12 protein-coding genes and 2 tRNA genes are annotated in these 11,791 nt (G+C 64.0%); 9 read left to right on the top strand and 5 right to left on the bottom strand.

Going from position 1 to position 11,791, the window contains the following annotated elements; genetic code table 11:
• Positions 1-2 precede the first annotated feature (2 nt).
• The 3 genes from M2342_RS10020 to M2342_RS10010 all read left to right on the top strand — a co-directional run bounded on the left by M2342_RS10020 (position 3) and on the right by M2342_RS10010 (position 1,173).
• Positions 3-776: an MBL fold metallo-hydrolase gene (locus M2342_RS10020; RefSeq protein WP_264578962.1), complete on the top strand. Its 774-nt coding sequence runs from the start codon at positions 3-5 to the stop codon at positions 774-776.
• 40 nt (positions 777-816) lie between these two features.
• Positions 817-993, top strand: coding sequence for a hypothetical protein (locus M2342_RS10015; RefSeq protein ID WP_264578961.1), 177 nt, complete (start codon positions 817-819; stop codon positions 991-993).
• Positions 994-1,086: 93 nt separating this feature from the next.
• Positions 1,087-1,173, top strand: a tRNA-Leu gene (locus tag M2342_RS10010).
• A 221-nt stretch (positions 1,174-1,394) separates the two neighbouring features.
• On the opposite strand, the gene M2342_RS10005 is transcribed toward M2342_RS10010, so the two are convergent.
• Positions 1,395-1,469 (bottom strand) — tRNA-Glu (locus M2342_RS10005).
• 77 nt (positions 1,470-1,546) lie between these two features.
• Positions 1,547-3,295, bottom strand: coding sequence for a single-stranded-DNA-specific exonuclease RecJ (gene recJ, locus M2342_RS10000; protein ID WP_264578960.1), 1,749 nt, complete (start codon positions 3,293-3,295; stop codon positions 1,547-1,549).
• Positions 3,296-3,592: 297 nt separating this feature from the next.
• Here recJ and M2342_RS09995 point away from each other — a divergent pair, with 297 nt between their 5' ends.
• Complete coding sequence (locus M2342_RS09995; protein WP_264578959.1) at positions 3,593-4,540, top strand: ABC transporter ATP-binding protein; 948 nt, start codon at positions 3,593-3,595, stop codon at positions 4,538-4,540.
• Positions 4,537-5,307 (top strand): ABC transporter permease, encoded by a 771-nt coding sequence (locus M2342_RS09990; protein ID WP_264572906.1) that lies wholly within the window; start codon positions 4,537-4,539, stop codon positions 5,305-5,307. The genes M2342_RS09995 and M2342_RS09990 overlap by 4 nt, the downstream gene beginning before the upstream one ends.
• A 79-nt stretch (positions 5,308-5,386) precedes the next feature.
• Here M2342_RS09990 and glpX read toward each other — a convergent pair whose 3' ends face one another.
• The 3 genes from glpX to M2342_RS09975 form a co-directional block, all read right to left on the bottom strand.
• Positions 5,387-6,376 carry a class II fructose-bisphosphatase gene (glpX, locus tag M2342_RS09985; protein ID WP_181559765.1) on the bottom strand — a complete coding sequence of 330 codons (990 nt, stop codon included), beginning with the start codon at positions 6,374-6,376 and terminating at the stop codon, positions 5,387-5,389.
• Positions 6,377-6,509: 133 nt separating this feature from the next.
• Positions 6,510-7,826 (bottom strand): homoserine dehydrogenase, encoded by a 1,317-nt coding sequence (locus M2342_RS09980; protein ID WP_181559764.1) that lies wholly within the window; start codon positions 7,824-7,826, stop codon positions 6,510-6,512.
• Positions 7,827-7,918: 92 nt separating this feature from the next.
• Positions 7,919-8,800, bottom strand: a complete 882-nt coding sequence (locus M2342_RS09975; protein WP_264578958.1) for a hypothetical protein — start codon at positions 8,798-8,800, stop codon at positions 7,919-7,921.
• Between the two features lie 229 nt (positions 8,801-9,029).
• On the opposite strand from M2342_RS09975, the gene M2342_RS09970 reads away from it, so the two are divergent.
• From M2342_RS09970 to M2342_RS09955, 4 genes are all read left to right on the top strand, one after another.
• Positions 9,030-9,683 carry an energy transducer TonB gene (locus M2342_RS09970; protein WP_264575704.1) on the top strand — a complete coding sequence of 218 codons (654 nt, stop codon included), beginning with the start codon at positions 9,030-9,032 and terminating at the stop codon, positions 9,681-9,683.
• 72 nt (positions 9,684-9,755) lie between these two features.
• Positions 9,756-10,505, top strand: a complete 750-nt coding sequence (locus M2342_RS09965) for a MotA/TolQ/ExbB proton channel family protein (RefSeq protein WP_181559761.1) — start codon at positions 9,756-9,758, stop codon at positions 10,503-10,505.
• 101 nt (positions 10,506-10,606) lie between these two features.
• The gene (locus tag M2342_RS09960) at positions 10,607-11,092 is read left to right on the top strand and encodes an ExbD/TolR family protein (RefSeq protein ID WP_181559760.1); all 486 of its coding nucleotides are present in this window, start codon (positions 10,607-10,609) and stop codon (positions 11,090-11,092) included.
• Positions 11,093-11,117: 25 nt separating this feature from the next.
• Entirely contained in the window at positions 11,118-11,543 is a 426-nt protein-coding gene (locus M2342_RS09955) for an ExbD/TolR family protein (protein WP_181559759.1), read from the top strand.
• Positions 11,544-11,791: the final 248 nt, after the last annotated feature.

Genomic DNA, 11,791 nt, shown 5'->3' with positions numbered 1-11,791 from the left:
CCATGACGCTCAAGCTGGTCATGTTGGGGAGCGGCACCTCCTCGGGCGTTCCGCGCATCGGCAATGATTGGGGGCAGTGCGATCCCGCCGAGCCGCGCAATCGTCGCACCCGCGTCTCGATCCTTGTCGAGAGCGCGACCACGCGGTTGCTGGTCGACACCTCCCCGGATTTCCGCGCGCAGATGCTGGCGGCCGATGTCGTGCATCTGGATGCCGTCTTCTGGACCCACGACCATGCCGATCACTGTCACGGCATCGATGATCTGCGGCAGATCATGCATCATCGTGGCATCCCTGTGCCGGGCTATGGCCACCAGGCGACCATGGCGGCGTTGCGCAGCCGCTTCGACTATGCGTTCGATGGGCGCGAGGGGTATCGCGCGACCATCGCGGGCCATGACCTGCCCGACGAGGGGGTGACGGTGGGCGACATCGCGGTCACCCATGTCGATCAGCCCCATGGCTTCATCTCCTCGAGCGGCTTCCGATTCTCGTGCGGGGGGCAGTCGCTCGGCTATGCCACGGATTTTCATGAGATGACCGATGCGATGGTCTCGCTCTATGCGGGCGTGGATTGTCTCGTCATCGATGCGCTGCGCGAGCGGCCGCACCCGACCCACGCCCATCTGGCGCTGACGCTGGAGGCGATCGCGCGGATACGTCCCGGCCGTGCCATCCTCACCCACATGGATAACAGCATGGACTATGCCCGTCTGCGCGCCATGCTTCCCGAAGGCGTTGAGCCCGGCTACGATGGTCTGACCGCCCTGATCTGATCGCCCTTCGCGGGCGTCCGTTCCAGCAGGAGAGTTGGCCATGGCCGATATGATTGCGCACAGCCTCTGGTTCGTCCTGGCCTTCGTCCTCGTCGGCAGCAGCCTCGCCCTGCGCCGCCTCCCGCTCCACCATCTGGTGAAGATGATCCTCGTCTGGTTCGCGATTTTCGCCGCTGTCTGGATCGTCGTTCTGGCCTTCCGCGGCCTCTCTGGCTGACCCCAACACAATATTTTGCATCAATCCCATCTTATCTGTTCGAGGCTGTTGACACCCCCGAACAGCCCCCCTAAAGCGCCGGTCCTACCCCGTGCCCAGATGGCGGAATTGGTAGACGCACCAGCTTCAGGTGCTGGCGATCGCAAGGTCGTGGAGGTTCGAGTCCTCTTCTGGGCACCATTTTCCTGACACCCCAAATAGCGATGATTTCGCTCTTTCCACGCTGGGGAAGGGGTTTGGCCGCTGTGACTTTTCCCTTGTAGCCTGCCCTCTGGGATCGCGCGAAATTTCGCGATCGCGAGCTATACATGCGCGCATCCGATCATCGAAGAGATGATCGCACACCGAATAGCTGTGTCGGGAGATGAAGGGCTTTTCCAAGCCTGCCCAGCCAGGAAGGCTGGTGACCCCTACGGGAATCGAACCCGTGTTTCAGCCGTGAGAGGGCCGCGTCCTGACCGCTAGACGAAGGGGCCACTGAGCGAGCGATGTGCATCGCTGCCGTGAGAGGGCGCCTTTACGGGGATGGTCTGGCGCGGTCAAGGCCATTTGCTCATGCGATCGCAAGATCCTCGATATGCAGCTCGGCGGCCGGGCGGGGCCCCCAGTCGTCGATCTTCGCGCGGCCGGCGAGCCAGAAGCGCGTGCCGGCGCGGGAGGAGAGCAGCATCTGCCCAAGCTCGGTCTCTGCCTGACGGAAAGCCATGGCCTTGAGCGAGCGGCCATCCTCGCCCGCCACGATGGCGCGGACATGGCTCGTTCCGACGATATCGGCGCGCACGACGCGCACCGGCCCCAGCGCGACGCGGGGCGCGGGCCAGCCATTGCCGAAGGGGCCGGCCTGCTCCATCGACTGGATCAGCTCCGGTGTCAGTCCGGCCGGCGCTACCAGCAGGTCGATGAGGAGGGCGCGGGCGGTGGCGGCGCGGGCGACATCCTCGCGGAGCCGCTCCTCCAGAAATTCGGCCAGCGCGGTCACCTGCTCCCGGCGAACGGTAAGCCCGGCCGCCATGGCATGCCCGCCGCCTGCCATGAGCAGCCCGTGGTCCTTGGCGGCCAGAATGGCGGCGCCCAGATCGACACCGGTAATGGAGCGTCCCGAGCCCTTGCCGATGCCGTCCTCGTCAATGGCGATGACGATGGCCGGGCGGGTGATCTTTTCCTTCAGGCGCCCGGCCACAATGCCGATTACGCCCGGATGCCACAGATCGCCGGCGATCACGGCGACGGAGCGCTCGCCCAGCTCTGCGAGAAGGGCCTCGGCTTCCTCCTGCACGGTTGCTTCGATCGCGCGCCGCTCCTGATTGAGCTGATCGAGCTCCGCGGCGAGCATGGCGGCTTCGTCGGGGTCGGCGGTGGTGAGCAGGCGCACGCCCAGATCCGAGCGGCCCACGCGTCCGCCGGCATTGATGCGGGGTCCCAGGGCAAAGCCGAGGTCCGAGCATTGCGGTGCACGCTCCAGCCGGCTTGCGGAAAGCAGGGCGTTGAGGCCGACATTGCCGCGCCGCGCCATCGTCTTGAGCCCCTGGGCGACAAAGGCGCGGTTGAGGCCCCGGATAGGCGCCACATCTGCGACGGTGCCCAGCGCGACCAGATCGAGCAGATCCAGCAAACGTGGTTCCGGGCGGGCGGCGAACCACCCTCGTGCGCGCAAGGTGCGCACCAGCGCGGCGCCGAGCAGGAAGGCGACGCCGACCGCGGCGAGATGGCCATGGCCGGCGGCCTCATCGGCCTCATCGAGGCGATTGGGGTTGACCAGCGCAAGGGCAGGGGGGAGCGAGGCGGCGCATTTGTGGTGATCGACGACGATGACATCCAGCCCCACGGCGCGTGCGGCCTCCAGCGCGGCAAAGGCCTGGGCGCCGCAATCGACCGTGACGACGAGGCTGGCACCGCTGCGTGCCAGCGCTACCAGCGCCTCACCGGATGGGCCATAGCCCTCCATCAGTCGGTCGGGGATGTAAACGCCGGCATCGAGCCCGAGCTCGCGCAGCAGCCGGACGAGCAGTGCTGCGCTCGTCGCGCCGTCCACGTCATAATCGCCGAAGATGGTGACCGATTCCCGGTCGATGACGGCCGCGGCGAGCCGCTCGGCGGCGCGATCCATATCCTGGAAGATGGACGGATCGGGGAGGAAGCTGCGGATGGTCGGCGCGCGCTCGCGCTCCAGGCTGTCATGCGTGCACCCCCGCGCGCGCAGCAGATCGTCCACGAGATTGCCGCCGCTGCCGCAGGGCTCAGGCCCGCGCCAACGCCAGGCACGGCCGGTGAGCGATCGATCGATATCCAGAGCAAAGCGCATGGCGGCACCTTAGCCGAGCTTGTGGGGGAAAGGATAGGAGCGTCGTGACGCGGGTGTGGTTAGTCTTCGCCGGTCGTGCTGGGCAGGGTCTAGGTGCGCCGCAGGCGCGTAGCGAGGAGCCGTATCGAAGCATCGAAGCCTTCGATACGCCGCTTCTACAGGCGCAGCAGCTACTCAGGACGAACGGAGATATCATCCGAGATGTCGTCATTTTGCGCAGGGCGTCTTTCGGGCGGAACGGCGTTTATCCGCACGCCGCTCTTTGCAAGACCCGGCCGATGGAGTAGCTGCGCTATCATGACGGCAATCCTCTCGCTCCGCGGCGTCACCAAGCAATATGCCAGCGGTCACAAGGCGCTCGGCAGCGTCGATCTCGATGTGGAGGAGGGCGAGATCTTCGCGCTTCTCGGGCCGAATGGCGCTGGCAAGACGACGCTCATATCCATCATCTGCGGCATCGTGCGCGCCAGTGGCGGGACGGTGCATGTCGGCGGGCACGATATCGTGCGGGATTATCGCCAGACGCGCGCCACCATTGGTCTGGTGCCGCAGGAACTCTCGACCGATCAGTTCGAGCGCGTGATCGATACGGTGCGCTTCAGCCGCGGCCTGTTCGGCAAGCCGCGCGACGATGCCTATATCGAGAAGGTGCTGCGCGACCTGACGCTGTGGGACAAGCGCCACGCCAAGCTGCAGGAGCTTTCCGGCGGCATGAAGCGGCGAGTGATGATCGCCAAGGCGCTCGCCCATGAGCCGCGTCTGCTGTTTCTGGATGAGCCGACTGCCGGCGTCGACGTGGAACTGCGCCGCGACATGTGGGCGCTGGTCCGCCAGTTGCGAGACAATGGCGCGACGATCATCCTCACGACCCATTATATCGAGGAAGCCGAGGACATGGCCGATCGCGTGGGCGTCATCACCGGCGGCGAGCTGATTCTGGTGGAAGACAAGGCGCGGCTGATGAAGAAGCTGGGCAAGAAGACGCTGCGGATCACGCTCAACGAGCCGATGTCGGCGGTGCCTGCTGCCCTGTCTGACTGGCGTGTGACGCTGGAGAGCGAAGGCGCAGAGCTTGAATATGTGTTCGATAGCCAGGCCGAGCGCACCGGGATCTCGGCGCTGCTCGGCCAGCTGAGCGCCCTCGGCATTGGCTACAAGGACCTCAACACCAAGGAAAGCTCGCTGGAGGACATTTTCGTGGATCTTGTCCACAAGCCCGCGACCCGGTCGGAGCAGGCGGCATGAGCGGCATTAACATCCACGCGATCCGCGCGATCTATCTGTTCGAACTGCACCGCTTCCAGCGCACACTGATGACGGGGCTGGTCGTGCCGGCGTTGACCACCACGCTCTATTTCGTGGTGTTCGGCAGCGCCATCGGCTCGCGGATGACGGAGGTCGACGGGATTCCCTATGGCGCGTTCATCGTGCCGGGCCTCATCATGCTGTCGATGTTCACGGAGAGCATCTTCAACGCCAGCTTCGGCATCTATATGCCCAAATATAGCGGCACGATCTACGAGCTGCTCTCCGCGCCCATTTCCGCGCTGGAGACGATCATCGCCTATGTAGGCGCCGCGGCGACCAAGTCGATGATCATCGGGCTCGTGATTCTCGCGACCGCGCATCTGTTCGTCGATCTGCCCATCGCTCACCCTGCGGCGATGCTCCTGTTCATGATGGTGATCGCGATCAGCTTTTGCCTGTTCGGGTTCATCCTGGGCATCTGGGCGCAGAGTTTCGAGCAGTTGCAGGTCATCCCGCTGATCGTCGTCATGCCGATGACCTTTCTGGGCGGCGCGTTCTACTCGATCCATATGCTGCCCGAACCTTGGCGGACGATCACCATGTTCAATCCGGTGGTCTATCTGATCAGCGGGTTCCGCTGGACCTTCTTCGGGAAGGGCGATGTCGCGATGGGCGTCTCCGTGGCGTTCGTCAGCGCGATGCTGGTCATCTGCCTCGCGGTAATCGCCTGGATGTTCAAGACCGGATATCGCCTCAAGAAGTAGAGCGAACGGGCGTCAGATACCAAAACGCCCGCCATGCGCGAACGCAGGCGGGCGGTTCAGTCTCTAAATACTCGGTGCGTCAGTCGCGGGCGCGATGCTCGCCCTTGACCCAGCGCACCGTGCCCGACGAGGCCCGCATCACGACGCTGTTCGTGGTCATCTTGCCGCCGCGCAGGAGCTTGACGCCCTCGAGCAGCGAACCATCGGTGACGCCGGTTGCAGCGAAGATGCAGTCCCCCTTGGCGAGGTCCTCCAGCTTGTAGATGCGGTCGAGGTCGGTGATGCCCCACTTACGGGCGCGGGCCTTCTCGTCCTCGTTGCGGAACAGGAGCTTGCCGTTGAACTGGCCACCGACGCAGCGCAGGGCAGCACAGGCGAGCACGCCTTCAGGCGCGCCGCCAGAGCCCATGTACATGTCGATGGTGGTGTCCGGGTCCGTCGTCGCGATCACGCCGGCCACGTCGCCGTCGCCGATCAGCACCACGCCGCAGCCGATGCCGCGCAGTTCGGCAATCAGCTTCTCATGGCGGGGACGATCCAGCACGCACACGATGATCTCGGAGGGCTTCACGCCCTTGGCCTTGGCGACGGCCTCGACATTCTCCGTGGCGCTCTTGCGCATGTCGATGATGTCCGGCGGATAGCCGGGGCCAACCGCCAGCTTCTCCATGTACACGTCCGGCGCGTTGAGCAGATTGCCTTCCTCGGCCGCAGCGAGAACCGCAAGCGCATTGGGGCCGGCCTTGGCGGTGATGGTCGTGCCTTCCAGCGGATCGAGCGCGATGTCGATCTTGGGACCACGGCCCGGCGCGCCGCCGACCTTCTCGCCGATGTACAGCATGGGGGCTTCGTCGCGCTCACCTTCACCGATCACCACCGTGCCATCCATGTACAGGCCATCGAAGGCCTTGCGCATCGCTTCCACGGCAGCAGCGTCCGCGGCCTTCTCGTCGCCGCGCCCCACGAGCTTGGACGCGGCGATCGCGGCGGCCTCGGTGACGCGCACCATCTCAAGAACAAGTACCCGATCGAGTACGGAACTGGCTTCGACGGTATTCGACTTCCCCATCCTGCGGCATCCTTTGCTGAATTGATGGGACGCGATAGGCGAGGATTGTTGCAATGTCGATAATGAGCCAGCGTCTTACCGGTGCGGCCGGGCGCATATCGCATCCCGGCCGGTAAGCGCGGGTCGCCGCCTCTCAGTCGAGGATGTGCATCAGCATCGGCGCGCCCAGCAGGCTGTCCGATCCGCCGAGCCTGCGCAGCAGATCGTCGATGGCGGAGAGGGCGCCCGGGTGAGTGACGATGGCGACGAGAACGCCCTCGTCCGCGGTGGCGGCCCGCTGGATCACGCTTTCGATCGATACACCCGAATCTCGCATCGCTGCCGTGATTTCCGCCAGCACGCCGGGGCGATCCTGGACCTGGAAGCGCAGATAGGCGCGGCCGGTGCGCTGCCCGGCATCGGCCTTGACCTGGCGCTGCAGCCATTCGGCCGGCATGGCGAAGGCAGGGCCATATTCATCGCGTGCCACGTCGATGACATCGGCGACCACCGCCGAAGCGGTGGGGCCTTCACCGGCGCCGGCGCCCTGGAAGAACAGGCGGCCGACGAAATTGCCCTCTGCCACGACGGCGTTGAGCGCGCCATCGACATGGGAAAGGGGGTGATCGAGGGGCACGAGCATGGGGTGAACACGCTGGAAGAGGCCGACATTCTCGCTGCCGTCCGCCTCGCACTCCGCCATGCCGACCAGCCTGATCTTGAAGCCGAGCGATGCCGCCTCGCGGATGTCGGCAGCCATGACATTGCGGATGCCGGTGATATCCACCGAGCCGAAATCGATCTCCGTGCCGAAGGCGAGGCTGGCGAGAATCGACAGCTTGTGGGCGGCGTCGATACCGTCGATGTCGAAGGTGGGGTCGGCCTCGGCATAGCCCTTGGCCTGCGCTTCCTCCAGCACCTGGTCGAACGGGCTGCCGTGCTGTTCCATGGTGGAGAGGATGTAATTGCAGGTGCCGTTGAGGATGCCATAGACCCGCATGATGCGATTGGCAGCGGCGCCCTCCCGCAGGCCCTTGATGACCGGCACACCGCCCGCGACGGCCGCTTCATATTTCAGCGCAACGCCGCTCCGCTCGGCTTCATGTGCCAAATCGAGACCATGATGGGCGATCATCGCCTTGTTGGCCGTGACGAAAGGCTTGCCCTGGCTCAGGCATTGGCGGGCCAGCGTCAGGGCCGGGCCATCCGCGCCGCCGATCAGCTCGACGACCGTATCGATGTCCTCGCGCTGCGCGAGGGTCGCCATGTCGTCGACCCATTCATAGGCGGAGAGATCGAGGCCGCGATCCTTGCTGCGGTCCCGCGCGGAAATGGCGACCACCTCGATCGGGCGGCCTGCACGCCGGGCGATCAGATCCCGATTGGTCTCCAGCAGGCGAATGACACCGGCGCCCACGGTTCCCAAGCCGACGATGGCGAGGCGAAGGGGGCGGGAAGAGGCGTCGGTCATGGTCATGTCCTGCAAAAATGTGTGAGCGGCGGTCGCTCGGAGGTCCGCCGCCGCTCATAGCGGGTAATCCCGTACAGGAAAGAGCCCTCTGCCTAAATCACCGGCGTTTGCGTGCGGTCACATGGTCCCAGTGCGGCCCGGAATGCGTTGTAATCGCGACTGGCGGCTTCCGCATCGTTGCGCGCCAGTTCGGTGAGGGACAAGGGCGGGAGCTGATCGGGTAAGCTGCACGCGAGGCGATACCACAGCAAGGTGTCCCGCTCGGGGAGCTTCGCCGAATCGTCCACAACCTCGCCCAGCGACACGCTGAAATGCGGCTGCTCCTGCGGCCGGCGGATCACTGACAGCGAAATCGGCGAGCCGTCCGCCGTGCCAAGGAAGATCTGGGTCTCTCCTTCACCCACAATCGCGCCCGGCACATGAAAGGCAGAGGTGATTGCGGTGATCGGACCTGGTGCGCCCGGCGCGTAAAGATCTTCGATGACCTTTCGGGCCAGCGCCTCGTTGGCGGGGGTCCAGGGCACGAGCGCCGTGCTCGCGCTCAACTGGAACTCGCTCACCTGCTGGCCGACTTTGCCGAAAGCGAGAAAAATCTTGTTCTTGAGGTTCGGGCGTCCGGCATTTTCGGCTGAGCCGTCCACGAGGAAAGAGATTCGCTTGGACATCACGCCATCGCTGCGAATCAAGCCGAGCGTTTCAGCCTGGACGTAAAAACGGCTCCGCGTTTCCGGCAGATCGGGCGCGCGCTCGCGCTTGAGGACGACGATAGAACGCACGGTAATGCGCGCCACCGTGGGGGATGACGATACCAGTTCGGCCATCCGCGCGTAACTCAAGCTTGCCGGCTCTGGCGATTCTGCCACCTGTGCCGTAGCGGAAGTGGAAATAAAGGGGAAAGCGGCTGTCAACAGGGCGCTGCAACCGATTGCCAACAGTTTGGATCGGGCCTTTGGGCGTCGGATTGTGTCGGTCATACGCAATTCTCCTGATAGGCCTTCCTCAGCCTCTAACATAGGGGGTTAAGCAGAGGTGACCACCGTCAACAAAGCGTTTGCTTCACACGTTTTGCCACGATAGGACATGCCTCGGAATTTAGGAGCCCGAGCGATCAGTATCGCACGGAAGACGTCGTGCTTTACGGCATTTCGTCGATTCGTGGTCTGATTGTCAGCGCTGTATCGAGCTAGGGAGTGTCATTGCTGAATGGCCTATGCTGACCAGTCACAATCGTCCGGTAGGACGGTTTCTCTTATCATCGTGGCAATCATTCACGCGATCCTCGGTTATGCGTTTGTGACGGGGCTTGGCATCAAGTATGTCAAGCAGGCTGCAGAACAGCTGAACGTCATCGACGTGGCAGAGGAGCCGCCGCCACCAGAGGAGGAGCCGCCGCCACCGCCGCCGCCTCCGCCGGACATGCCGCCGCCACCGCCGCCGCCGCCTACAGCGCCGCCGCCGATGATTTCGTTGCCGAGTTCGGCTCCGGTTCTGGCCCCGCCGCCACCACCGAATCCGCCGCCGCCGGCTCCGCCTGCACCACCGCCGCCGCCTGCGCCGGTTGTCAGCAAGGCCGCTGGTGCCAGGGGTAACCCTGCGAGCTGGATTACGTCCGACGACTATCCTGCCGGTGCTCGTCGTGACGAGGCCGAGGGTTCGGTGACGATCGCTTGGGATATCAATGCCCAGGGGCGCGTCGAAAATTGCCGGGTGACCGCATCGAGCGGCCGCAAGGACCTCGACGAAACCGCTTGCAGCCTGATCACGCGCCGGGGACGTTATTCTCCCGCGCTCGATCAAGCCGGCAATCCGATCAAGTCCAGCAGCTCGCGTCGCGTCGTCTGGAAGCTTGAACGTTAATCCTGATTTCGGCCGTCCCGAACCGGGGCGAGGGACGGCCCATTCACCGACTGGTTTGAGAGGAATACACGAATGTTGATTTATTTGTCCGCAGCCGCTGCGCCGGCCGATAACCCTTACGGTCTCATGGAAGCCCTCGAGCAGGGCGGCGTGATCGCCTGGACCGTTTTCATCATTCTTTGCGGCATGTCCGTGTTCTCGTTCTTCATTCTGTTCTCGAAGCTCATCGAGCAGCAGAAGGTGATCGGCCAGGCCAAGAAGGTCCGTACGACGTTCTGGCGTTCGGCGACCCTCAAGGAGGGTTCGGCCAAGCTCGAGAAGAACAGCGCCTACAAGCAGCTGGTCGACGACGGCATCATGGCGCAGGAACAGCATGCCAAGCTGACCGATCCGGTCGAGGCGCATGACTGGATGCACGCTTCGCTCGCGCGTTCGGAAGCCGCGATCAACTCCAAGCTCGGCGGTGGCCTCGCGTTCCTCGCGACCGTCGGTGCGACCGCGCCGTTCATCGGTCTGTTCGGTACGGTTATCGGTATTTACCGCGCGCTCATCAAGATCGGTGCGTCCGGTCAGGCCTCGATCGACGCCGTTGCCGGCCCGGTCGGTGAAGCTCTGATCATGACCGCGCTGGGTCTGGCCGTGGCCGTTCCGGCGGTGCTTGCCTACAACTGGCTGCAGCGTCGTAACAAGTCGATTGCTGAAGACCTGAGCGGCTTCAACAACGACCTGCTCGGCTACATGGTGTCCAACGGTGCGGTCCGTCCGACCGTGGTTGCTGCCCCGGCCGCGCCCGCTGCCAAGCCGGCTGCCGCCAAGGCCTGAGCTATCAAATGAAGCAGGTGTGGCGATCCTCGAGCGGTCGCCACATCAAGCCTCCGCAAGGACGTGCGTGCTTCCAAAGCCAAGAGTTAGGATTTTGATCGATGGCAATTAGCTCTGGGGGTGGTGGTGATGACACCCCGATGTCGGACATCAACACGACGCCTCTCGTGGACGTCATGCTGGTGCTTCTCATCATCTTCCTCATCGCAATTCCGGTGGTGATCCAGACAGTGGACGTGAAGCTGCCGAAGATCGCCTTCGAGCCAACGACCACGAAGCCGGAAAATGTGAGCCTTACGGTTCGCGCAGTGGATGGGCAGTGCGAAGTGTACTGGAACGTGACCAAGGTCACGGCCGGTGACCTTCTCAACCGCGCTGTCAAGAAGCTGGAAGCGGATATCGAGAAGGCCGGTGGCGTGGAGAACATGAACCCCGACGATCTGCCCGAAGCGCACATCCGTGCAGACATCGATACGCCGTACCGGTGCATCGGCGGCACGATCTTCACGATGCAGCGCGCTGGTTATCCGAAGGTTGGCTTCATTTCCGAGCCCGACCCGGCTTCGATTTCCGTCCGTCGCCTCTGACGCCCAAGTTTAGGAGACCAGTCCCATGGCAATGAGTGGTGGCCGCGACGACGGCGAGCCGATGATGGAAATGAACACGACGCCGTTGATCGACGTCATGCTCGTGCTCCTCATCATGTTCATTATCACGATCCCGATCCAGACCCACGCGGTGAAGATCGACCTTCCGCAGAACGCGGACGCGCCTCAGAACACGATCGACCCGGTCAAGAATCGTCTGACCATCGATCCGGCAGGCACGATCTACTGGAATGGCGCCCCGGTCGACCGGGTGACGCTGCGCCAGTATCTCGATCAGACCAGCCGTATGGCCCCGGAGCCTGAACTGCAGTTCGAGCCTGACCAGTCGGCTCGTTATGTGGTGGTTGATGAGGTGCTCGCCATCATCAAGCGCGCTGGCGTGACCAAGCTGGGCTTCGTCGGCAATGACCGTTACGGCGGCGTGTTCTGATCATAGCGGAAACGCGCTTCGTCGCGGATCTGGATGCATTTGGAAAAGGGGGCTTCGGCCCCCTTTTTTTGTTGGGCTTCTGAGCGAGGCGTCTGGGGTTAAGATGGAAGGCGTCTGGGGGCAGGCTTCGGCCCTAGGCGTGAGCGCGGGTCAGCGGCCTTCAAGACCTCGACACCGCGCTGCGCGTGCGAGCACTGTTGTATTGCGCTGGGAGGCGAGCACGCGAGTGGCGAACAAACACGCCAAGT

The organism is Sphingobium sp. B8D3A (assembly GCF_025961995.1).
GTDB lineage: Bacteria > Pseudomonadota > Alphaproteobacteria > Sphingomonadales > Sphingomonadaceae > Sphingobium.
Note: the sequence above shows the minus strand (reverse complement) of the source record. Positions and strands in the feature narration are given on the sequence as shown.